Source organism: Nocardiopsis sp. NPDC055879, assembly GCF_053615935.1.
This window is the reverse complement of the sequence record NZ_JBSHCT010000010.1, coordinates 160,220-182,398: the sequence shown is the minus strand read 5'-3', so window position 1 is coordinate 182,398 and position 22,179 is coordinate 160,220. Positions and strand designations below refer to the sequence as shown.

Sequence of the window (22,179 nt, the reverse complement as noted above, 5' to 3'; positions counted from 1 at the left end):
TGCGGTTCGGGGCCCTTCTCCTGTGCGCGGTCCGCTCAGCCGTTGGTGGGGGTCGGTGCGCCCTCGGAGCCCTGGACGAGCACGAAGCCCTGCCCCTGCAGAGCGAGCTGGAAGGCCTCACCACTGCCGCGCCCGATGATCGCTCCGGCCTTGACCGTGCTGCGGATGTCGGCCTGCAGGGAAGTACTCCAGGCGACGGCGGCCTGGGTGTCGACGAAGGTCGGCTGATCCACGTTGAGCAGCACCGGGCTCCCGTGGCAGGCCACGGCGATCCGGCCCCGCCCGGTGAAGACCGTGTTGAAGAGTCCTCCGGCCACCATGCCGCCGAACCCCTGCACCTTCTGGATGTCCCAGTTCAGGGTGGGCTCGAAGGCCAGGACGTTGGCGCCGTTGACGGTGAGGGACTCCTCCTCCAGGTCGATCAGGTGCACGTCCCAGGCCTCGTGGGCCAAGAACACGTCCCCCCGCCCGGACACCTTCATCAGTGGCAGGCCCTCGCCCGTGAACGCCTTCTTCATGAACCGGCCGACGCTGCCCGCGCCCTGGTACGCGAACTCGACCTGCCCTTGGTAGGCGACCATCGCGCCCTGTCGGGCGTAGAACTCACCGTTGAGCCCCACTCTCAGCATCTTGCGGTTCTGCAGGTGCATCCCCGGCTGCTGGGTCTCCTGGGCTTGTTGGAAGAGCTCACTGCGCATGTGGGAATCCTCTTTCGTCACTTCGGTCTCAGTGCTGTTCGACGCACCGACCCGGGAGTTGGTTTCCCCGGCGGTCGGATCCGCCGGGGTCACTCCGCCTCGACGACACCGTGGACCAGGTCGTAGACACGGCGCTTGGGCACACCGGTCTCCTTGGCGACCCGGACGATGGCCTCCTTGCGGCGCATCCCCTCGTCCTCCAGCTCCCCCACGGCGACGATCAGGTCGGTGTCGCTCGTGCTCTCCGCGCGGGGCCGGGCGCCCTCCACCACCACCGAGATCTCGCCGCGCACACCGTCGGCGGCCCACTCGGCCAACTCGCCCAAGCCGCCCCGGCGCACCTGTTCGTAGGTCTTGGTGAGCTCACGGCAGACCGCCGCCCGGCGTTGGGCGCCGAACGCCGCGGCCATCGTCCGCAGGGTGGCGGCGATCCGGTGCGGGCTCTCGAAGAAGACCATCGTCCGGCGCTCGTCGGCCAGCTCCTCCAGGTAAGGCCTCAGGCCCTTGCGCGGTGGGAACCCCTCGAAGCAGAATCGGTCGGTGGGAAGTCCGGAGACCACCAGTGCGGTGGTCACCGCCGACGGCCCCGGGATCGAGGTGACGGGGATCCCCTCCTCGGCGCAGGCCGCCGCCAGGCGGTAGCCGGGGTCGGACACCCCCGGCATCCCCGCGTCGGTGACGACCAGGACCTCCTCGCCCCGCCGCAGATCGGCGAGGAGTTCGTCTCCTCTGCGGCTCTCGTTCGCGTCGTAGTAGGACACGACGCGGGCACCGGACTCACCACCGAGGCGGATGCCCGCACGGGAGGCGAATTGACGCAATCGACGTGTGTCCTCCGCGGCGATCACGCGCGCCCCCTCCAGCGCGTGCAACAGCCGAGGTGGCGCGTCCTCCAGGTTCCCGATGGGCAACCCGGCCAGGACGAGCCTTCCGCCCGGCTGTGTTCTCTCGACACCCTCAACCACTGTGATCCCCGTCCTGTCGCGCTACGGTTGGCCATGATCGAACCATCCGAAACCCGGTTTCACGGCCCGCCCGCAACGGACCTCCATCTCTGACCCCAACCTACGAGCCGAGATGACCACCACCGCACTTCCCAGCGAGGCCGAGCCCTCGCCCCCTCCGGCCGCGGCCCGGCCCTCCGACCTCCGTTCCCGCTTCGTGCCCCGCATGCCCACACCCGCATGGCCGGGTTGGCTGGGCGCCGGCCTCGTCGCGTTGTTCGCGGGGGCGCTCAGGTTCTTCAACCTCGGGCAGCCGGAACGGATCTACTTCGACGAGACCTACTACGCCACGGACGCCTTCGCCCTGTGGCGTTTCGGATACGAGCACGAGACCCTCGACAACTCGGACACCATGTTGGCCGAGGGCGATCCGAACATCTTCACCGGCGCGGGCGACTTCATCGTCCATCCGCCCGTCGGCAAGTGGATGATCGCGCTCGGCGACTGGCTGTGGACGCTGATGCCGTTCGGGTCGGCGGTCAGCCCCGAAGGTTGGCGGGTGGCCTCCGCCCTGGCCGGGATGATCTCCGTTCTCATCCTGGTCCGGCTCGCCACCCGGATGACCCGCTCCGTCCTTCTCGGCTGCACCGCCGGGCTGATCCTGGCCTTGGACGGCCTGCACTTCACCCTGAGCCGCATCGCCATGGTGGACATCTTCCTCACCCTGTGGATCCTGGCGGGGTTCACCTGTCTGGTGATCGACCGGGACAAGACGAGGGAGCGCCTGGTCCGCCTGGCGGAGGCCGGGGTCGACCTGACCACGGTGGGTTGGTTGGGCATGCGCTGGTGGCGCCTGGCCGCCGGTCTGTGCTTCGGCCTGGCGGTCGGCACCAAGTGGTCGGCCCTGTTCTTCATCGCCGCCTTCGGTCTGCTCACCGTCGCCTGGGACTACGGTGCCCGGCGCAGCGTCGGCCAGCGTCGTGTCTTCGGCCGTTGGCTGGGCATCGACGCCGTACCCGCGTTCCTACAGACCGTGGTGGTCGCCGGGATCGTCTACCTGGTCTCCTGGTCCGGGTGGTTGTTCACCCGCGGTGGTTACAACCGGGACTTCGCCGATGGTCTGGCCCCCGACTGGCTGCCGAACATCGTGGCCACACCGTTGGAGGCCCTGTGGAGTCTGATCGACTACCACGGCCGGATGATGAACTTCCACTCCGGCCTCACCAGCGACCACACCTACATCTCCGCGCCGTGGGAGTGGCTGATCATGCGCACCCCGGTGATGTTCCACTACGACGGGCAGGCCGTCGGGTGCGACACCGGGAGCTGTGTGACCTCGGTGGTGTCCATCGGGACCCCGGTCATCTGGTGGGTGAGCATCATCGCCATGGTGGTGATGCTGGGCTGGTGGATCACCTTCCGCGACTGGCGGGCCGGCGCCGTGCTGCTCGCGGTCGCCGCCGGTTGGCTCCCCTGGTTCGCCTACCCGGACCGCCCGATGTTCCTGTTCTACGCGCTGCCGTTCCTGCCGTTCCTGGTGCTCGGCATCGTGCTGATGTTGGGGATGCTGATGGGCGCGGGAGAGGACAGTCCGCGCTTCGCTCCGTACACGCGCGCGCTCGGCGGAGTGGTCTTCGGTGTCGTGGTGTTGTTGACCATCGCGCACTTCGCCTACCTGTACCCGGTCCTATCGGCCTATCCATTGCCGGACGACACCTGGGGCGATCGGTTGTGGTTCGAGGTGTGGATCTACGGACGCGATGCCTCCTAACGAGTGGACCCGCCCGGGGAACGGCCGAAATCGTTCCCCGGGCACAACTCCATTAGTCGCACAAGGGCGGGAAATCAACCTTTTCGAGTAGCCGCAACAGGACACTCGGATATCGGGGATTCATGGCCGAAAGGTCTCGGCAAGGTCCCATCCTCCCTGGTACTGTCTGCAACTGGTTGCTGTTGTAGTTTCCATGGATGCCCGAGGCGCCTCGCGGAACTTCACGTGGGCGCTTGTCGATTCGGGTATGACCCTTCTTCGGTCCGGCGCCCGGCGACCCGGGACCAGCAGGGTGCGGTCCCGCCGTAGTCCCCAAGGGAGAGCACATGGCTCAGGGCACCGTGAAGTGGTTCAACTCTGAGAAGGGTTTCGGGTTCATCGCCGTCGAGGGTGGTCAGCCCGACGTGTTCGTTCACTACTCTGCGATCGCGGGCACCGGCTTCCGGAACCTGGAAGAGGACCAGAAGGTCGAGTTCGACATCATCCAGGGCCCGAAGGGCCCGCAGGCGGCGGACGTTCGCACGGTCTGACCGTCACACGTGCGTTTCCCCAGCCCTCCGCTCGCCGAGTGGAGGGCTGGTTCGCCTTCAAGACCCCGATGTGCTCCGAGAGCCACCGATGGGTGTTGGATGGGGACACGGTTACCCAAGCATGGCGATACCGGTTAACCTGCTTGAAGCCGGTCAGCACCCGAAGGCGAGGACCATACATGTTCGGCATCAGCGGTGGAGAGTTCGTCGTCCTCCTCCTTCTCGCGTTGCTGATCTTCGGGCCGGACCAGCTCCCGAAGGCCGCGCAACAGGTCGGCCGTGTCCTGCGCCAGCTCCGCACCATGGCCAACTCCGCCTCCAACGACATCAAGGAGGGGCTCGGCCCGGAGTACAAGGACTTCGACGTCCAGGACCTCAACCCGAAGAGATTCATTCAGAAGCACTTCTGGGAAGAAGAGGAGGAGACCGACAAGAAGCCGGTCTCCCGCCTGAACGGCAAGCGCCCGCCCTTCGACGACGAGGCCACCTGAGCCGTCCTTCCCCCTGCTCCACCGGCCCGGCGCTCAGCCCACCAGCATGAGGAAGAACGCCCCCAGCACGAGCAGGACGATCGATCCCACGATGATCGCGGGCGATCCCACCGCCAGGATGAGCACCTCCGCCGTCACCGCGCCGCCCAGCGCCGCGAGCAGCCACGGCCATCGGGGTCGCGGCGCCCAGTCGTGCCGGCGTTCTCGGGCCACCGTCAGCCCCAGACCCACCCCGATGAACAGCCAGAACGCGAGGTGGGCGATGACGCGTACCTGCGGGTCCACGTAGTCGGCCATACCCCCGACCACCATCACGTACAGGACCGTGGACGTCCCCAGGCGCCAGAACCCCCGGCCGCGTTCGGCTCGCATGGTCTTGTTGCGCGCTCTGGTGGTGCGCCGGAATCCCTCTCCGACGACCGCCGTGGACTCCTCCGGGATGGGCTCCACCCGGCTCTCGGGTGGGCGTCCGCTCGGCGCTCCCTCCGGGATGGGTGGGCGCGCGTACCCACCCGTGGGCTCCGGTTCCTTCGGGTATTCGTATCCGCCTGACTGCTGAGGGGAGTCGGACACTGCTACTGGTCGCCCCTTCACCTTCGTTTCGGCCCCGACCCGGACGGCCCGGACGACGTACCGGGCTCTTACCCGGTCGGGTGTTCGGTCAAATCCCCCTCGCGATCACGGAGCGGAGTGTCTTGGGCGGACATGGGTAAGGGCCCGTCGACGATGTCGAACGGGCCCTCCAAGCGTGACGGACGCCGCGTCGGCGCCGTCAAGCCGGCCTGGTTACCACCAGGTCCAGCCGTTGTTCTTACGAGAGCTCTGCGCGTGCACGGTCATGGCATCTACCTTTCTTGGTGTTTCCAGCCCATCCCGGAACCAAGATGTCCTATCGCGACAGAGTCCACAAGGTCCGAGGCCGAATATTCATCATTCCATGGCCGACGATCGACCAAAGGTTGTGGCACCGGTTCCGAAATGGCCATAGAAGACGGAATCGGCGCAGCTCAGACCGGTTTCCATACTCTTCATGGCGCGACAGCGTCTCCGATGACCTGCAGGGACAAGTCCCTCGAGAAGGGAAATCAGAAGAGACCGACATAACGGAGAGCGACGGTCTCGCTATTGCCACGAGGAGTATCGAAATCGACTCGCGGAACCCGACCCTCCTCGGGGTCGGGGCGTGTGACGACGTCACGGGCGGGCATCCGCATCCGCACATCAGCCCAGAAACCCCCACATAGCGGTACTTCCGCGACCCTTCACCAGAAGAGAGACATCACTTTCGGTGATCTTCTGAAAACCCGGTTCCATCCGGACTCGCGTCCCTGAGGCCCCGGGCATCCCCGTTTCGGACACGGCCAAAACCGAGTATGCGCCTGAACCCTTCTAGACACCGCTCCTCTCCGTGAAGAGGTTCGGACGAGCACGAGGACCCGGTGGTCGATCCAGAGGCCGAACCCATAGGCGTCCCGGTGCCTCGGTGGATAGGCTGGGGACCGCATCGGCACCACCCCGCCGCAGGGGATAGACGCTTCGCCGGTGACACTCGGGGCTCAGGTCCGGATGACCTCCCGCCGCAGGGAACAGCGAACACGGCGTCCGACCCCATCACGAGCACGAGAAAGGGCCCGATCCACGGATCGGGCCCTGCTCTTTCTCGGTCTTGAAAGACGAAGAAGCCGAGGGGAAGACGTACTTCCCCTCGGCTTCTTCTCTTCGGTGGAGCTGAGGGGATTTGAACCCCTGACCCCCTCGATGCGAACGAGGTGCGCTACCGGTCTGCGCCACAGCCCCGAAGACGTGACCAACTTTAGCAGGAAAGTTCGAGTGGTCCGAACGCCCGATCGGGCGTTCGGACCGGGGTCAGTCTCCGGCGGCCCGCAGGCGTGCGTCCGCGTACTGGTCGTAGACCTGACTGCGGCGCTCCTGGAGGGCGATCACCTTGGCCAGGCGCTGGGCCTCCCGGGCCTCGTGTTCCTGGCGGTCACGGTCCCGACGTGCGCGCAGGTAGGCCCGGCGACGTGCCTTGAGGCGGGCCCGACGCCGCTCGGCGTCGACCTTGGCCGCCTCCCGCAACAGTGCGAAGTGTCCGACGAGCAACAGGATCGGCGGCGCGATCACCCACCAGGGACCGAGACCGAAGGCGACGGCCACGATGGTGGCGACGTTGAGCAGGGTGAGCGCGCTGGTGCGCCGACGACGGCGGGCGATGACCCGGGCCCGGGATTCGGGTGCGGGCATCGGGCCCCGTTCGACGGGACGCGGCTCCTCGGCCTCCTCGGCCGCGTGTTCCCGGTGCGCCCGCGGCCGGGTGATGACCTGGGTCTCGGTGAGATCCGGGTCCTCCTCGTCCGCCTCTTCCTCCTCGAACGACTCGTCGACCTCGTCGGCGTCCGGCTCGGCGTCGTCGCGTCGGGTCTCCTCGTGGGTCGGCTCGACCGCGTCCTTGCGCAACAGCATCGGCACCAGGACGATGAGCCAGACCACCACGATGGCGAGGTACAGGGGAGAGCTGCTCATCACCCCTCCTCACGATGACGGCCACTGAACGTTGATCGACACTTCGTCGACACCGCGCCGCGTGTACATGAACACTGTCCCGGGAGTACCGACGCCCCCCGGCTCGGTACCGTTCCTACTCCGGGTCGGAGCCGGAACGAATCCCGTGTGCCATATCCACGTGTTGCCCGCATCGTCAATGCGTCTATGTTCCGCACGGTACGACCCCGTGTCCATAAATGCGCCGCATTCCGACCGGAGTGTCGCAAGATTGTGGACCCTCAGTTTCGGTCGCTCCACCCCTCCGGAAGAAATCGCAGGTCAGATGGTGACTGCGGAGCGCAGTGCCAATTCAACGCAAAGTAATGAATCAATGTGCTTAAAGTGAGGTTTAGGCTTCGGACGCACCCGTGATGCTGTCACGTTCAGTTCGGCCACGGGTTCGGACTCGCCGGATCACGTGGATCCTCGCCGCCGTTCGGGCCATCCGGCCCCAATGCCGAACCGGGGCCGGAACCACCCTCCGAGGTCGGACCGGAAGACCCCCCGTCGTACCAACGACGCAAAACCCCCCGGGGCACCTCCTCCGCGGTGAGTCCATAACAAATATGGTCCCGCCAGGCCCCGTCGATGTGCAGCTGTCTGCGTCGCACGCCCTCGTCCCGGAAACCGAGTTTGGTGACCACGCGTCTGCTGGCCCGGTTCTCGGGTCGGACATTGGCCTCGATCCGGTGCAGTCCGACGCTGAAGAAGGAGTGGTCGACGGCCAACGCGACCGCGGTCGGGGTGATGCCCCTCCCCGCGTAGGCGCTGTCGATCCAGTAACCGACCTGTGCCGATCTGGCCGAACCCCACACGATGGCGCCCACTGTGAGCTGTCCTACGAAACGGTCGTCGTAGGTGACCGCCCAGGGCATGGACAGCCCCTGGCGCGCCTCACCGCGGATGGCCTGGATCATCGCGACGTAGGGGGAGACCCCGGTGGTGCGCAACGGCATCTCCGGGTAGGTGGGCTCCCACGGCCGCAGCCACTCGGCGTTGCGCGCACGGGTATCACGCAGGGCGGGGGCGTCGCGCAGGCGCAGTGGGCGAAGCGCGATCGCCCCCTCCTTGAGGGTGACCGGCCACCTCTGTCTGCGTTTCACGTCGTCCCTCCGTGGCCCTGTGCACCACCCGGCGCGGATACACCACCGGCCCTCGGGGCGTGGCCACGCCCGGTACCGGTGAGCCCTTCCAGTATTCCACCCCTGGGGACACGCGGTAGCGGGTGTAACCTCCGCCACACAGGAATCGGATGATTCCAAACTCCATTCACTCCTGCACCAAAAACCGTACTAGGGTCAAGGAATTCTCTGCTTCCGGAATGCCCGGGATGTGATTGTGGTCATTACCGGGTCTCATTCCGACCGGGGGTGGTCACCGCCCCGCATCTGGTCGATCGCGTGCCCCAGAACGGGTGCCAGCACGTCCATTCCGTCGCCCACGCCGCCTCGGGAGCCGGGCAGGTTCACCACGAGCATGCTGTGTCCCTCCCGCTCCACGACCCCCGCCAGGCCTCGGGAGAGGATCGCGGTGGGCACTCCCTTGTCGCGCCCCGCGGCGCGCAGCGCCTCGGGGATGCCCGGGACCTCGAAGGCCAACAGCGGACGGGTGGCCTCGGGGGTGCGGTCCTGGGGGGTGAGACCGGTGCCACCCGTGGTCAGCACGGCGTCGGCGCCCTCGTGGTGCGCGCGCAACAGCGCCTGGGTCACCGGTGGACCATCCGGCACCACCCAGGGCCCCACCACCGTGAATCCCAGGCCGCGCAGGCGCTCCACGATCACCGGCCCGGAGCGATCCGGGTAGACCCCGGCGGCCGCCCGGTTCGAGGCGGTGACCACGGCGACCCGACGCGCGGAGCGTTCGTTCGGCTCAGTCGCCACGCTTCCAGTGCCCCTTCTTCCCGCCGAGCTTCTCCTCGACCCTGACCGCGGTGACCTCGGCCTCCGGGTCGATGGCCTTGACCATGTCGACCAAGCCGAGCGCCGCGGTCATCACGCAGGTGAGCGCCTCCATCTCGACGCCCGTGCGGTCCGCGGTACGGACCGTGGCGGAGATGTCCACGCCGTCGTCGAGGACCGTCAGGTCCACGTCGACACCGTGCACCGCGATGGGGTGGCACAGCGGCACCAGGTCGGGGGTGCGCTTGGCGCCCTGGATGCCGGCGATGCGCGCGACCGCGAGGGCGTCGCCCTTGGGGACCTCTCCGCCGCGCAGGGCGGCGACGGTCGCGGCGTTGAGCAGGACCCGGCCGGTGGCGGTCGCGCTGCGGGCGCTGACGTCCTTGCGGGAGACGTCCACCATGCGCGCGGCGCCGGATTCGTCGAGGTGGGTCAGGCCGGAGGGGTGCGCCTCCGGCTTCGGGGTGTCGGTCATCGGGGTCACCCGTCGTCTTCGCGTGTGGACCACGCGGCCCATCGGTGCGCCGGCCGCGTGGGGCGCGCGTCGGCGCGTCCCACGCATGACCGTACTCCTCCACGGTGACAACGGCGCGGAGACCGCCTCGGGTCAGTGCCCGGGCAGCGCCAGGACCTCCGCGATCGCACCCGCCGGCAGCTCCGTGACCTCCTCCGGGACGACGAGGAGGCCGTTGGCGTCGGCCAGCGCGGACAGCTGGTGCGAACCCTGTCGGACGGCGGGCGAGACGGTGTGCGCCGCTTCGGTGCCGGGGTCCGCCGGCGACAGCACGGCGCGCAGGTAGGAACGTCGACCCTTCGGCGAGGTGACCGCGGTGGACAGTCGGGCGCGCACGGTCGGTAGGGGCGTCGGGTCGAGACCGCGCAGCTTCCGCAGCACCGGCCGTACGAACATCTGGAAGGAGACGAAGGCGCTCACCGGGTTGCCCGGCAGCGTGATGATGGGGGTCTCGTCCGGGCCGATCGTGCCGTATCCCTGGGGCTTGCCGGGCTGCATCGCCACCGAGGTGAACTCGACGGTCCCCTGCCTGCCGAGCACCTCCTTGACCACGTCGTAGGCGCCCATGCTGACGCCACCGGTGGTGACGACGATGTCGGCGCGCAGCAGCAGCCCCTCCAGGGCGTCACGAACGCTGACCGGGTCGTCGCCGACGAAGCCGTGGCGGTGCGCCTCGCCCCCGGCCTCCTTCGCCGCGGCCGCGATCATGTAGCTGTTCGACTCGTAGATCTGGCCGGGGCCGAGCGGGCGCCCGGGTTCGACCAGTTCCTCACCGGTGGAGAGGACCACGACCCTGGGCCGGGGGACGGCCGGGACGGTCCGGCGGCCGACCGCGGCGAGCACACCCATCTCCCCCGCCCCGATGAGGGTCCCGGCGTTCAGCACACGCGCGCCCGCCTCGACGTCCTCTCCGCTCCTGCGCACGAACCCCCCGGGCGTGGCCGGACGCTCGACGAGGACCTCCACGCTCCCACCGTCGGTCCACTCGACCGGGACGACCGCGTCGGCGCCCGTGGGCATGGGTGCGCCGGTCATGATGCGCGCGCACAGGCCGGGGCGGATCGCGCTCGGGGACGGGTCGCCCGCCGGGATGTCGGCCACCACCGGCAGTCTGACCGGGGAGCCGGGCGAGGCGTGTTCCAGGTCGCCGGAGTGGACGGCGTAACCGTCCATCGAGGAGTTGTCGAAGCCCGGCAGGGACACCTCGGAGACCACCGGTTCGGCGAGTACCGTCCCGTGGGCCCGGAGCAGGTCGAGCTCCGTCGCCTCGGGCACGGCGACCAGCGCCAGCAGATCGGAGACGTGCTGTTCGACGCTCTTCATGGGGTCCCTCCGGTTCGTGGTGCGCGCTGGGAACGGTCCACTCGTGTGGTCCGCCCCCACCCCATTGTGACCACTGACACCGGTGGGACGCGCCGGGCGGGTCAGCTCCGGTCGGCGCGGTCGTGGCGGTCGACGAACTCGCGCAGCCAGGGCAGGAGCTCCTCGGCCAGGTCCGGGCGCCGGCAGGCGAAGTCGACCACGGTGCGGATGTAGTCGGCCTTGTTGCCGGTGTCGTAGCGCTGTCCCCGCAGCAGGACCCCGCGTACGCCACCGCCCTCCTCGGGCTTGGTGCGGGTGAGTTCGAGCAGGGCGTCCGTCAGCTGGATCTCACCGCCGCGCCCCGGCGGGGTGCGGTGCAGGACCTCGAAGACCGCGGGGTCGCAGACGTAGCGACCGATGATCGCCCAACGGCTCGGCGCCTCTTCCCGCGCGGGCTTCTCCACCAGGTCGGTGACCGTGACGACGTCCTCCTCCTCGGTGGGTTCCACCGCGGCGCAACCGTAGAGGGAGACCTGTTCGGGCTCGACCTCCATGAGCGCCACGACACTGCCTCCGTGTTCGCGACGCACCTCGATCATGCGTCGCAGCAGGTCGGCGGTCTCGATCAGGTCGTCGCCCAGCAGCACGGCGAAGGGGTTGTCGCCCACGTGCGCCTCCGCGCACAGCACAGCGTGCCCGAGCCCGCGGGGCTCACCCTGGCGGACGTAGTGGACCTGGGCGAGGTCGCTGGACTCACGGACCGAACGGAGCCGCTCCGCGTCGCCCTTGGCCTCAAGGGCGACCTCCAGCTCGTAGGCGCGGTCGAAGTGGTCCTCGATGGAACGCTTACTGCGTCCGGTGATCATGAGGACGTCGTGGAGACCCGACTCCACCGCCTCCTCCACGACGTACTGGATCGCGGGCTTGTCCACGATCGGCAGCATCTCCTTGGGAGTGGCCTTGGTCGCGGGCAGGAAGCGGGTGCCCAGACCCGCCGCGGGGACGACCGCCTTGGTCACGGAGGAGGTCGAGGGACGCGTCTGGTCGATGTCGGCGCTCATGGTCAGGCACTTTAGGGCAGAGCGAGCCGTTCTCGTGCTCGGTCCACGGACGTGGCGACGAGAAGTCCCCGTCCTTTCGGGAGGAGGCGGAGAAAACGCCACCCGGAGTTCACCCGGGTCGACGTACGAGCGTCCCTGGGACATCCGGGACGGCGGTGCCACACTGGGGCGCATGGGTGATCCGAACGGCCGCGAACGGGCCGACAAGCGCGCGCTGCGCGAGCGTCTCCTCGCCGAGCGTCGGAAGCGGGGACCGCGGGAGCGCGACCGGGTGGGATCGAGGGTCCGCGACGCCCTGATGGACCTGCCCTGGCTGGCGATGGGCGGAACCGTGGCCTGTTACTACTCGGTCGGCGGTGAGCCCGACACCCGCAGGCTCGTGCACGCGCTGTGGAAGCGCGGCACGTACGTCCTGCTACCGATCTTCCTTCCCGACCACACCCTGGACTGGGCGTCCTTCGACGGCCCCGACTCCCTCTCCCCGTCCGGGCGCGGGCTGGTGGAACCCACCGGGCACCGTTACGGGCCCGAGGTGTTGGGCCGCGCCGACGCGGTGATCTGTCCGGCCCTGGCGGTGGACCACCACGGTGTACGCATGGGACGAGGGGCGGGCTGCTACGACCGCGCCCTGGCGCACAAGGGCCCGCACACCCCGGCGATCGCGGTGGTCCACGACGAGGAGTTCGTCGTGGAGCTGCCCTCGGAGCCCCATGATCGGCCCGTGGACGCGGTGGTCACTCCGGGTGGCGGGCTGCACGCCTTCGACCCCGCCGCCACGGTCTGGCCCGACTGGGGCCGTGGCCGGAGAGGGTCCGGGTCGGGGTCGGCCGAGGACTGACCGGGGATTAAGCGGTCACATCGCGACGTTGTCGCTTTCGGTGCCCCTCCCCATCGGTGATCCCTCCGGATGAGGGGCGGTCGCGGCCGTGGTCGGCGAACGCGTACTATTTAGCAGTCAACGGGTGAGAGTGCCAGCAAGGAGGACCCGGAACAGTGCCTACGTATCAGTATGCGTGCACCGAGTGCGACGCCCAGATGGAGGTCGTGCAGAGCTTCAGCGACGACTCGCTGACGGTCTGCCCCGAGTGCGAGGGGCGCCTGCGCAAGGTGTACTCGGCCGTGGGGATCGTCTTCAAGGGCTCCGGTTTCTACCGCACCGACAGCAGCTCCAGCACCTCCAACAGCTCGGCCATGACCGGTTCGGGCTCCGCCGAGGGCAAGGACTCCAAGCCCTCCGGCTCCGGAGACTCGGCCAAGTCCGGCGACTCCACCGCCAAGAGCGCCTCCTCCGGCGGCGACTCCTCCGGCGGCAAGAGCACCGGCAACACCACCACCGCGAGCACGAGCAAGAGCTGAGCCGCCCCACCCTCCGTTGACCTGTCCGCGCCGCCGGGATCCTCCGGCGGCGCTTTCGCGTGTCGGTGACCGGAGCCGCCCGAGCGTTCCGTGGTCTTCCACGGCCCGGGGAGGATCAGGGGAATCCGGCCTGTGGATAACCGGTCCGGCCCTCTTCCGCCGTTCTAGCGTTGAAGGCATGACCACCACCCCCTACCGTCACCGACGTGGGCTCCTGCGCCTCCTGGACCGGTACCGACGCGCCGTGGCGGCCCTCCTGGCCGCCTGCGCGGCGATCGGCGCCGTCTTGGTCCTGCGACCCCCTCCCGAACCCTCCACGGAAGTACTGGTCGCCGCACGCGACCTGGACGCCACCGGGCCGGTGACCGAGGCCGACCTCGCCGGTCGGACCCTGCCGGACCGACTGCTTCCCGAAGGCGCCCTCTCCCCCGAGGATCCACCCACCGGCCTCGTTCCGAACGCACCCGTGCGCGCGGGCGAGGTTCTGACCGACGCCCGCCTGGGCGACCCACCCGCCGCCCCCTACGGCCCCGACATGGTGGCGGTGCCGGTCCGAGTCTCCGATCCCGGGGCGGTGGCCCTTCTCTCCCCCGGCAGCAGGGTCGACGTACTGGCCGCCCGGGCCATGGACGAACTCGGTGGCCCACCCGCCCGCGCGGGTCCCGCCATCGAGGTGGTCGGCGACCGTCCGGTGCTCGACGTACCGGCGGAGGAGGGCACCACCGGTGAGGGCGGTGCGCTGATCCTCATCGCCGCCACCACGGAGGAGGCCCGCGTGCTGGCCGGGCACGCGACCGTTTCGCGACTGTCCGTCATCATCCGTGGTTGACCCATCTCCGGAGCTGGTGAAAGCTATTCGAGGCGCCGCGCCGCGGCGCCTTCCCGAACAACTCCGAACACGTAGGGCAGTACCCCATGGAAGGCTTCAAGAAGTTCCTGCTCCAGGGAAACCTGGTGCAGCTCGCCGTCGCGGTAGTCATCGGCTCCGTCTTCGCCAGTCTCATCACGGCGTTCACCGAAGGGTTCATCACCCCGCTGCTCGGCATCTTCGGGGGTGTTCCCACCTTCGGCGACCTCTACTTCGAGATCAACGGCAGCAGGTTCCTCTACGGCTCCTTCATCGACGCCCTCATCTCCTTCCTGATGACCGCGGCGATCCTGTACTTCCTCGTGGTGTTGCCGCTCGGCAAGCTCATGGAGAAGTTCATCAAGGCGGAGGAGGCGACCACCCGCGAGTGCCCGCACTGCTTCTCCGACATCGACAAGAGGGCCGGTAGGTGCGCCCACTGCACCGGTGAGGTCACCCCGGAGATCGCCGCGACCCCGGAGAGCACGGCCTGACCCACACGGGTCCCCGCACACGCGTAAGGGCGGCCCCGCGGGGCCGCCCTACGGGTTCACGGGCCGATCAGCCCTCGTACTCCCAGTGCCAGGGCTCGAACGGACTGGACTTGGCCCAGGCCGGGTGGACCCAGCCGTGGTCGCCTCCGTTGGTCTCCATCCAGTTCCATTTCTCGGAACGGAAGTTCTGGATGCCACAGCCCAGGTCGATCGCCTGCCCCAGACCGTGGTTACTCGTGCCCGGGACCGCCGCGAAACCGGGTGCCACCTCGCCGTACACACGGTGCTGGTTGGGCAGGTCACGGTAGGAGCTGGTGATGCAGATGTTCTCGCCGTACTGCTCGACGTGCTTCATGTTGAGTTCGAGGAAGGACTTGGCGGCGTCCGCTCTCAGGAAATGTCCGTCGTACATCTCACACAGGGAATCCTTCGGCAGCAGCCCGTTGGGGTAGCCGTCCGCCTTGGAACCCGCCGAGGCGTCGCACTCCGAGGCGGCCATGAAGGTGTCGGGGTCCAGACCACGCGACTCCAGTTCGTCGGTGAGCGCGTTGGTGCTCTCCTCGGACTGGGCGCGCAGATCATCCACCTGGGCGGCGAGTTCCGCCTGCTCAAGCTGGGTGAAGGTCTGTAGTTCCTGCGCCTCGCTCGCCAGCCCGACCTGCTCCTCACGCAGGTCCGTGGCGTCCTGGATCAGCGCCTGGTTGTCCTCGGACAGCTTGGCGGCGTAGGACTGGGTCTGGAGGTCCTCGTCGAGGTCACCGGTGGCGAGGATGCCGAGTACGCCCGCGTCGGGCTGCTGGTACATGGTGCTGGCCAGCTGGGCGAGCGGTTCGCGCATCTCACCGAGGTCGACCTCGATCTGCTGCAGGTCGTGGAGCGTCCCGACCAGATCCTCCTGAGCGGCCTCCACGGCCTCTTGACGCTCGACGTACTCGTCGGTGGCGTCCTCCAGCTCCTGAGTCGCCTCTTCCGCGTTGTTCCTCAGGTCCTCAAGGTCGGCCTCTGCGGAAGCGGGTGCCAGTGCGGCTTGCGGCATGGGAACGACGAGCAGCGCGGTGACCAGAACGAGCGTCAGCGCCTGCGTCATCCGGACCCGCTGCGACAGGCTCAGGGCGGACAGCGCCCCGCCACCCGACACGCGGAACCTGCGCCGCGCCGAATCAGAATTGAACGGCACGAATGATCCTCCGGCTGCTTTTCCTCGAACATCTACTCGTGGCCGCATGGCAACGTACTACATGTCCACATGCGGACACACTGGGCAGTTCCATCCGGCGGCCACGGCCGCGGACAGCGAGCCGCTCCCCTGCGGGGCGTCCCACTCGACCCCCGGCGGAAGGCCTGGTCATCGGGTCACCGATGGAGGTCACATCCATCAACCCACAGTGACCGTAACGCTCAAGCCGCCATAATCACGACACGCGACATGAACAACATCACACCGTCACCAGGACAACCAATCGTAGGTCAGCGTACTCCGCCACGCACACAGCGTGCTCCCGCGGCACCGCAGGAACATCAATCGACATCCCATGCACGCCCATCCTGGGTTAGGCTTGACCCCGCGACGGGGTAACCTCCGTCAAAATCATGGCTCCGTAGCTCAGGGGATAGAGCACCGCTCTCCTAAAGCGGGTGCCGCAGGTTCGAATCCTGCCGGGGCCGCCACACAAGGCGTGGGCGCCGTCCTCCATCGGGGATGGTGCCCACGCCTTTTCGCTCCCCCATGGTTTCCCCCACGGACGGTCAAGTCCCCACAAGTATCGCGGACAGCGCGTTCGGCACCGACTCTTTGGTTCCGTGAAGGCCCCGTTCTCGGGAGAACTCTGGACGGAATCGTCCGGCCACGTCGTGTCGGGACGGGCTTCCCGAGGCTCCGACCTCGATCATGGAGACCCGGCCGACCAGGCCGGACACGCGTGATCCAGGGCGAGCGGGGGTGAGCCGGGTGGCGAACGGAGACTACGAGACCGAACGCGACACCGAGCGGGGGAACGGTCGGTCACGAGGGCGGCAACGAGGTGGGTCGCCCTCGGCGATCGCGTCCGCGCTCAGCAGGGATCCCCATCCGGGGCCCCAGCACTGGGGTGGACCGCGGCCACGTCGCGCGGAGCCCGAGGTGTTCTTTCCGCGCAGGTTCCCCCGGTTCTCCCCCGAGGAGTGATCCCACGTGAGTCGGCGCGGCCTTGAGCGAGGGGGCGTCGAAATCGGGTCCCACGGCGGAACCTCCCTGCTCCGGTCACCACGCCCCCGAGAGCCCTCAGAGAAAGCTACGCCACGGGGCCAGGACGATCTCGCTGAACTTGGCCATGATGGGGCGGCCTCGCCACTCCTCCTCGGTCAGCTCGCGGGCGTTGGTGAGGTCGACGTCGAAGACCCGCTCCAGGTGCTTGGCCACACCCTCGTCGAAGAGCTCCACGTTGATCTCGTAGTTGCCGATGAGGCTGAGCCGGTCCACGTTGGCGGTGCCGATGGTGCTCCACCGGCTGTCCACCGTGGCGGTCTTGGCGTGCACCATCGTGCCCTGGTACAGCCACAGCCGCACCCCACCGCGGAGCAGTTCGGAGTAGCGGCCGCGCGCCAACCAGTCCGCGACGACGTGGTTGGAGTTCTCCGGGACGAGGACGTTGACGTCCACTCCCCGGCCGGCGGCATCGATGAGCGCGTTCGCGAGCTCCTGGTCGGGGATGAAGTACGCCTGGGTGAAGAGGACCCTGTCCCTGGCACGGTCCAGCGCCTCCAGGAGCATCGCCCGGATCGGATAGATGAGCTGTTCGGGAACGTTGCGATGGACGCGGATGTGGGGGTCCCATTCGGCCTCGCCCAACCCGTCCAGTTCGGGTTCGCCCTCGGCCTTGTTGCTGTTCCAGAAGTCGACGAAGGCGTTCTCCAGCTCCCACACCACCGGGCCGGCCACCCGCAGGTGGGTGTCGCGCCACTCCATCGCGTAGGTGGAGCCGATGTTGAACCCGCCGACGAAGCCGATCTCGCCGTCGACGGTGAGGATCTTGCGGTGGTCCCGGCCGGACTTGCGCATGTCCAGGAGGAGCATCCCGAGCCGGAACACCGGGTAGCGCAGAACCCGTACCGAGGGTGGGAACTCGAAGAACCGACGGGGCACCACCAGGTTCGCGAAACCGTCGTAGACGACGTACACCTCGACACCGCGTTCGGCCGCCTCGATCAGGGCGGCCTTGAACTCTTGGCCCACGGCGTCGGACTTGATGATGAAGGACTCGAAGAGGACGCGACGGCGGGCACCACGGATGGCCCCGAGCATGTCCTCGAACAGGTCGGCGCCATAGGTGTAGACGGTGGTGGTGTTGCCCCCGAGCGGCAGGGACGTGGGTTCGGTACGGGGGAAGTTCACCCGGTGCGGGCGCACCTTCTTTCGCCAGTGGTCGATCCCGACAAGGGTCGCCACCACGGCGATCTGAGTGGCGAGGAGCCCCAAGAGCCCTCGCCGAACCCAGGTCATGACGGTCGAACGTCTCAGCATACGGTCGCCTCCCCGGAACAGGCCGTCTGCCGTGGGTCGCCCTGGGGCGCGGCCCGGCACGGTTTGTGTCCCAACCGTATCCGGCCGTGCACGGTGGACCTCGGACGAACCGCCTCGCCGCGGGCCGGGTCAGTCCCGTTCGCGCCTGCGCAGCACGAGCAGTTCGGTGGTGGGTCCTTCCCATCGGCCACGGACCAGCCGACGGTCCACCCGGTAGAGGAGGGCGCCGGCCAGCCGACCGGTGAACGAGGTGACGGTGACCGCCCGCAGGAACCCGCCCCAGAGCTTGCGCCAGGGCAGTGCGGCGTCGACCTGGGCGTTCATCAGCACGAGCATGGGCACCCGCCGGACCACGTCGAACCCGGCCTTGTCGGCGAGTGAGGTGATGGTCTCCAGGGTGCGATCGACCTGGTGTTCCCCACGTTGTTCGGGCCGTTGCAGGCAGTTCTCGGAGATGACGAGCGCTCCGCCGGGACGTACCACCCGGCCCAGGCCCTCCAGGGCCGCCGCGTAGCGATCGTCGTCGGTGATGTGGAAGAGCACGTCCATGCACGAGGCGGCGTCGAAGCTCGCGTCCTCGAAGGCGTCCAGGGCGGACACGTCCTGGCGGACGAAACGGTGTTGGGGGAAGCGTCCGCGCAGACGTTCCACCGCTGCGTGGGCCATGTCGCAACCGGTGACCACGTCGGCCCCGAGTCGATCCCATAGGTCCACGTAGAAGCCGGTTCCGCTGCCCGCGTCGAGAACGCGCGCCCCGCGCGGCTCCAGTCGGCCCACCTCACGGAGGAAGACCTCCTCCCGCACCCGGTACATCCACCTGTTGAAGGGCCGCCCGAGCGCTCGGTATCCCACCCCGCTCTCGGTCCAGTCCTCTTCCAGGCGGTGCTCCCAGAAGTCCCGGAGTTCACTGTGAGTAGCCATTGCCCCACTCTCACACCGGCCCGTGGAGTTGTCCCGCCGCAGCGCCGCGCCCGGAGGCGGTTCGACCGGCCCCGGCCGCCATCACCGGGCCACGGCACAGCCTCGATCGTCTCCGGCCACTGCTAGAAATAGCGCATCCCCTGACAGCGGCTCCGGACCTGAGAAGAAGGCGAACCGATGAACAGCGAACACCTCACCGAGTACGCGGGACTGCCCGTGGTGGACTTCCTGTCGGAGGGCGCCGAGGATCAGCTGCTACGCCAAGCCGCCCGGCAGGCCCGCAGGAACGACGAGGAGGCGCCGACGTCCGTTCCGCAACGGGAGCGGATGGACAAGGCCATGACCGCCCCCGGCGACGTGGCCTGGCGACTGCGGGTCGCCGAGGACGGTGAGGAACTCGCCGATTACTTGACCCGGTTCGTCCGCGACGTGGACACCACCCGGGTCGTCGCACTGGTCATCGGTGACTGGGGCTTGTACGACGACCCCGAGGTCTCCTCCGCCGGGGTGCGGGACCTGCTCGTCGAACACGCCGCCGCCTTTCCGGCTTTGCGCTCGCTGTTCTTCGGTGACATCACGTTCGAGGAGACCGAGATCTCCTGGATCCAGCAGTCCGATCTGGCGCCGCTCCTGGCCGCCTACCCTCGCCTGGCGGAACTGACGGTCCGTGGCACGGGCGACGGCGGCGGTTTCCCGGACGCGAGCACGCTGGCCCTGCGGGTGGACGAGCACACCGGTCTGCGGTCCCTGACCCTGCAGAGCGGTGGTCTTCCCGGCCCCGTCGTACGCCAGGTCCTCTCCTCCGGACTACCGAACCTGGAGCACCTGGAGCTGTGGCTGGGCGTCGACCAGTACGGGGGTGACGCCATCCCCGAGGACCTGGCCCCGGTCCTGTCCGGCGACGCCCTCCCGAACCTGCGCCACCTGGGCCTGCGCAACGCCCAGGACACCGGCCTGTGGCTGCGCGCCCTGGTCGAGGCGCCCGTGCTCGCCCGGCTGACCTCCGTGGACCTCTCCGAGGGTTCGTTGCGCGGCCGGGACGTGGACCACCTGCTCGCCTCGGTGCCGGCGCTGGCCCACCTGGAGAGCCTGGACCTGCGTCACCACTACCTGTCGGAGGAGGACACGGAGCGGGTGCGCGCCGCCTTCGCGTCCGCGGGCCTGGAGGTGGATCTCTCCGAGCGGGAGGTTCCCGACAGCGACGACCCCGACGACGAGTACGCCTACTACCCCTCCGTCACCGAGTGAGCACTCCCCTGGCCGGGCGGCCACTGGTCGTGGTGTGCGTGCCCGGAAACCGGCGCCGCGCGCTGTTCGTGGCGGCCGCGCGGGAGGCGGGGTGGCCCGAGCCGATGGTGCTGCCCTGGCACGAGCTGGCCGACCCGACCGGGTCGCCGTCGCTGCCTCCCGGTGCGTTGGTACGGGTGGACTCACCCGGCGAGGACGTCACCACTGCCCGTCTGCTTCGCGGATGGGCGGCGGACCCCGACCCGTACCGGGCCGAGGGCACGGCCGACCAGCACCGTGGGTTCGTCCGCGCGTTGGACCGCCTGTCCGCCCTGGTGGCCGCGACCCCCGGCGCACACCTGGTGCAGGACCTCACCGACCTGGTCGACATGTGCGACAAACGCCGCGCTCACGCGCGTCTGGCGTCGGCCGGGGTCGCGGTGGCGGACGCTCTGCCCGGACCGATCACCGACTACGCGGCCCTGCGCGAACGCATGGACGAGCACCACGCGCGTCGGGTGTTCGTCAAACCCGCGCACGGTTCCTCGGCCTCCGGGGTGATCGCGCTGGCCACCGGTGGGGCGGGCAGGGTCAAGGCGGTCACCTCCGCCGACCTCACCCGGGCGCGGGACGGATCGGTGGCGCTGTTCAACTCGCTACGACTGCGCACCTACACCACCGAGGCGGAGGTGGCGGCCGTGGTGGACGCCCTGGCCCCGGACGGCCTGCACGTGGAACGTTGGCTGCCCAAGGCCGGCTTCGACGGCCGTGTGGTGGACCTGCGGGTCCTGGTGGTCGCCGGACGCGCCACCCACGTCGTGGTGCGCTCCTCACGCTCCCCGTTGACCAACCTGCACCTGGGCAACGCTCGTGGTGACGTGGACGCGCTCCGCGAGGCCATGGGACCGCACGCGTGGCGGGAAGCCATGGCCACCGCCGAGGCGGCCGCCGAGGTGTTCGATTCGACTCTGCACGTGGGAGTGGACCTGATGCTCTCCCCGGGATGGCACCGTTTCACGATCTGCGAGGTGAACGCCTTCGGCGACCTGCTCCCGCGGGTACTGCACGAGGGCCGCGGCACCCACGCCGAGCAGTTGCACGCGCTCACGACCGGCCGGTTCCCGGTGCCGCCCCTTCACCCCGACCCGTCATCCTCGACACCCACCTTGGAACACCGTTGAACACCAGTACCCCCGGGCCGCCCCTGCCGGGAGCCACCCCGGACATGAACACCGTGGTGGGCACGCACGACCTCCTGCTGCTCACCCTGGACACGCTGCGATACGACGTGGCGGTCGAACTCGCCGCAGCCGGGCGCACGCCCCACCTGGCCCGGTTGCTGCCCGCGGGCGGTTGGCAGGAGCGGCACGCGCCGGGGAGCTTCACCTACGCCTCCCACCTGGCGATGCTGTCCGGGTTCCTGCCCACCCCCGCCTCGCCCGGGCCCCATCCGCGCCTGTTCGCGGCGTCGTTCCCCGGCAGCGTGTCCACCGCCCCCGGCACCTGGACGTTCGAGACCGCCGATCTGGCCTCCGGGCTGGCGGCCGAGGGCTATCACACCGCTTGCGTGGGCGGCACGGGCTTCTTCAACCGTCGGTCGGCGCTGGGGTCGGTGCTGCCGGACCTGTTCGCCGAGAGCCACTGGGAGGAGTCGTTCGGGGTCGCCGACCCCCACTCCTTCGAGAACCAGGTCGAACGCGCCGTGCGGATCAGCGAGGACGTCCCCGCCGACCGCCCCCTGTTCCTGCTGTTGAACGTGGCCGCCCTGCACCAGCCCAACTGGTTCCACCTGCCCGGTGCGACCCGGGAGGCCGGGGACACCCGCGCCAGCCACGCGGCCGCGCTGGAGTACGTGGACCGGCACCTGCCACCGTTGTTGGCGGCCATGAGTGCCCGGCGCCCCTGCTTCGCGATCGTGTGCTCCGACCACGGCACCGCCTACGGCGAGGACGGCCATAACGGGCACCGGATCGGTCACGAGGTCGTGTGGACCGTTCCCTACACCCACGCGGTCCTGCCGCACGGCTACCGTTCCGAGGCCCCGGCACCCGACGAGAAGAAGGAGAAGGCGTGAGCCTCGTC

23 protein-coding genes and 2 tRNA genes are annotated in these 22,179 nt (G+C 68.9%); 12 read left to right on the top strand and 13 right to left on the bottom strand.

The features are described from left to right. Positions 1-35: 35 nt before the first annotated feature. Together ACWGKS_RS14285 and rsmI are read right to left on the bottom strand one after the other, a co-directional pair. Positions 36-698 carry an AIM24 family protein gene (locus ACWGKS_RS14285; RefSeq protein ID WP_358506965.1) on the bottom strand — a complete coding sequence of 221 codons (663 nt, stop codon included), beginning with the start codon at positions 696-698 and terminating at the stop codon, positions 36-38. A gap of 89 nt (positions 699-787) precedes the next feature. Beyond that, entirely contained in the window at positions 788-1,663 is an 876-nt protein-coding gene (gene rsmI, locus ACWGKS_RS14280) for a 16S rRNA (cytidine(1402)-2'-O)-methyltransferase (protein ID WP_358506963.1), read from the bottom strand. Between the two features lie 112 nt (positions 1,664-1,775). Here rsmI and ACWGKS_RS14275 point away from each other — a divergent pair, with 112 nt between their 5' ends. From ACWGKS_RS14275 to ACWGKS_RS14265, 3 genes are all read left to right on the top strand, one after another. Beyond that, entirely contained in the window at positions 1,776-3,413 is a 1,638-nt protein-coding gene (locus ACWGKS_RS14275; protein WP_358506961.1) for a dolichyl-phosphate-mannose--protein mannosyltransferase, read from the top strand. Positions 3,414-3,739: 326 nt separating this feature from the next. Further along, positions 3,740-3,943, top strand: coding sequence for a cold-shock protein (locus ACWGKS_RS14270; protein WP_017603347.1), 204 nt, complete (start codon positions 3,740-3,742; stop codon positions 3,941-3,943). Between the two features lie 179 nt (positions 3,944-4,122). Then, entirely contained in the window at positions 4,123-4,434 is a 312-nt protein-coding gene (locus tag ACWGKS_RS14265; protein WP_067600557.1) for a sec-independent translocase, read from the top strand. Positions 4,435-4,467: 33 nt separating this feature from the next. On the opposite strand, the gene ACWGKS_RS14260 is transcribed toward ACWGKS_RS14265, so the two are convergent. From ACWGKS_RS14260 to galU, 8 genes are all read right to left on the bottom strand, one after another. Beyond that, positions 4,468-5,007 (bottom strand): hypothetical protein, encoded by a 540-nt coding sequence (locus tag ACWGKS_RS14260; protein ID WP_358506958.1) that lies wholly within the window; start codon positions 5,005-5,007, stop codon positions 4,468-4,470. A gap of 1,150 nt (positions 5,008-6,157) precedes the next feature. After that, a tRNA-Ala gene (locus ACWGKS_RS14255) sits at positions 6,158-6,231 on the bottom strand. A gap of 69 nt (positions 6,232-6,300) precedes the next feature. Further along, a complete protein-coding gene (gene sepX / locus ACWGKS_RS14250) occupies positions 6,301-6,957 on the bottom strand; it encodes a divisome protein SepX/GlpR (RefSeq protein WP_358506956.1) in 657 nt (218 codons plus the stop codon). 404 nt (positions 6,958-7,361) lie between these two features. Then, positions 7,362-8,081 carry a GNAT family N-acetyltransferase gene (locus tag ACWGKS_RS14245; RefSeq protein ID WP_358506954.1) on the bottom strand — a complete coding sequence of 240 codons (720 nt, stop codon included), beginning with the start codon at positions 8,079-8,081 and terminating at the stop codon, positions 7,362-7,364. A 252-nt stretch (positions 8,082-8,333) separates the two neighbouring features. After that, positions 8,334-8,858, bottom strand: a complete 525-nt coding sequence (locus ACWGKS_RS14240) for a MogA/MoaB family molybdenum cofactor biosynthesis protein (RefSeq protein ID WP_358506952.1) — start codon at positions 8,856-8,858, stop codon at positions 8,334-8,336. Beyond that, a complete protein-coding gene (gene moaC, locus ACWGKS_RS14235) occupies positions 8,848-9,351 on the bottom strand; it encodes a cyclic pyranopterin monophosphate synthase MoaC (protein ID WP_358506950.1) in 504 nt (167 codons plus the stop codon). Before moaC ends, ACWGKS_RS14240 begins: the two co-directional genes overlap by 11 nt. 132 nt (positions 9,352-9,483) lie before the next feature. Then, a complete protein-coding gene (gene glp / locus ACWGKS_RS14230) occupies positions 9,484-10,713 on the bottom strand; it encodes a molybdotransferase-like divisome protein Glp (protein WP_358506948.1) in 1,230 nt (409 codons plus the stop codon). 101 nt (positions 10,714-10,814) lie between these two features. Further along, positions 10,815-11,753 (bottom strand): UTP--glucose-1-phosphate uridylyltransferase GalU, encoded by a 939-nt coding sequence (gene galU / locus ACWGKS_RS14225; protein WP_358506946.1) that lies wholly within the window; start codon positions 11,751-11,753, stop codon positions 10,815-10,817. Between the two features lie 172 nt (positions 11,754-11,925). Here galU and ACWGKS_RS14220 point away from each other — a divergent pair, with 172 nt between their 5' ends. The 4 genes from ACWGKS_RS14220 to ACWGKS_RS14205 all read left to right on the top strand — a co-directional run bounded on the left by ACWGKS_RS14220 (position 11,926) and on the right by ACWGKS_RS14205 (position 14,450). Continuing rightward, complete coding sequence (locus ACWGKS_RS14220; protein ID WP_358506944.1) at positions 11,926-12,591, top strand: 5-formyltetrahydrofolate cyclo-ligase; 666 nt, start codon at positions 11,926-11,928, stop codon at positions 12,589-12,591. A 155-nt stretch (positions 12,592-12,746) separates the two neighbouring features. Continuing rightward, the gene (locus ACWGKS_RS14215) at positions 12,747-13,109 is read left to right on the top strand and encodes an FmdB family zinc ribbon protein (RefSeq protein ID WP_358506942.1); all 363 of its coding nucleotides are present in this window, start codon (positions 12,747-12,749) and stop codon (positions 13,107-13,109) included. Positions 13,110-13,287: 178 nt separating this feature from the next. Continuing rightward, complete coding sequence (locus ACWGKS_RS14210) at positions 13,288-13,938, top strand: SAF domain-containing protein (RefSeq protein WP_358506940.1); 651 nt, start codon at positions 13,288-13,290, stop codon at positions 13,936-13,938. An 86-nt stretch (positions 13,939-14,024) separates the two neighbouring features. Next, positions 14,025-14,450 carry an MscL family protein gene (locus tag ACWGKS_RS14205; protein ID WP_358506938.1) on the top strand — a complete coding sequence of 142 codons (426 nt, stop codon included), beginning with the start codon at positions 14,025-14,027 and terminating at the stop codon, positions 14,448-14,450. A gap of 67 nt (positions 14,451-14,517) precedes the next feature. On the opposite strand, the gene ACWGKS_RS14200 is transcribed toward ACWGKS_RS14205, so the two are convergent. Beyond that, complete coding sequence (locus ACWGKS_RS14200) at positions 14,518-15,627, bottom strand: D-alanyl-D-alanine carboxypeptidase family protein (protein ID WP_358506936.1); 1,110 nt, start codon at positions 15,625-15,627, stop codon at positions 14,518-14,520. Positions 15,628-16,042: 415 nt separating this feature from the next. On the opposite strand from ACWGKS_RS14200, the gene ACWGKS_RS14195 reads away from it, so the two are divergent. Continuing rightward, positions 16,043-16,118 (top strand) — tRNA-Arg (locus tag ACWGKS_RS14195). 280 nt (positions 16,119-16,398) lie between these two features. Next, positions 16,399-16,614 (top strand): calcium-binding protein, encoded by a 216-nt coding sequence (locus tag ACWGKS_RS14190; protein ID WP_358506934.1) that lies wholly within the window; start codon positions 16,399-16,401, stop codon positions 16,612-16,614. A gap of 96 nt (positions 16,615-16,710) precedes the next feature. Here ACWGKS_RS14190 and ACWGKS_RS14185 read toward each other — a convergent pair whose 3' ends face one another. Together ACWGKS_RS14185 and ACWGKS_RS14180 are read right to left on the bottom strand one after the other, a co-directional pair. Next, positions 16,711-17,949 (bottom strand): phospholipase D-like domain-containing protein, encoded by a 1,239-nt coding sequence (locus tag ACWGKS_RS14185; protein ID WP_358506932.1) that lies wholly within the window; start codon positions 17,947-17,949, stop codon positions 16,711-16,713. Positions 17,950-18,078: 129 nt separating this feature from the next. After that, positions 18,079-18,870: a class I SAM-dependent methyltransferase gene (locus tag ACWGKS_RS14180; protein WP_452522800.1), complete on the bottom strand. Its 792-nt coding sequence runs from the start codon at positions 18,868-18,870 to the stop codon at positions 18,079-18,081. 177 nt (positions 18,871-19,047) lie between these two features. Here ACWGKS_RS14180 and ACWGKS_RS14175 point away from each other — a divergent pair, with 177 nt between their 5' ends. From ACWGKS_RS14175 to ACWGKS_RS14165, 3 genes are read left to right on the top strand one after another with little or no spacing between them, the layout of a single operon-like run. Then, the gene (locus ACWGKS_RS14175) at positions 19,048-20,118 is read left to right on the top strand and encodes an STM4015 family protein (protein ID WP_452522798.1); all 1,071 of its coding nucleotides are present in this window, start codon (positions 19,048-19,050) and stop codon (positions 20,116-20,118) included. After that, the gene (locus ACWGKS_RS14170; RefSeq protein ID WP_358506927.1) at positions 20,115-21,278 is read left to right on the top strand and encodes an STM4014 family protein; all 1,164 of its coding nucleotides are present in this window, start codon (positions 20,115-20,117) and stop codon (positions 21,276-21,278) included. Before ACWGKS_RS14175 ends, ACWGKS_RS14170 begins: the two co-directional genes overlap by 4 nt. A 44-nt stretch (positions 21,279-21,322) precedes the next feature. Beyond that, positions 21,323-22,171 carry an STM4013/SEN3800 family hydrolase gene (locus tag ACWGKS_RS14165; RefSeq protein WP_358507062.1) on the top strand — a complete coding sequence of 283 codons (849 nt, stop codon included), beginning with the start codon at positions 21,323-21,325 and terminating at the stop codon, positions 22,169-22,171. The last annotated feature ends 8 nt before the right edge of the window (positions 22,172-22,179 follow it).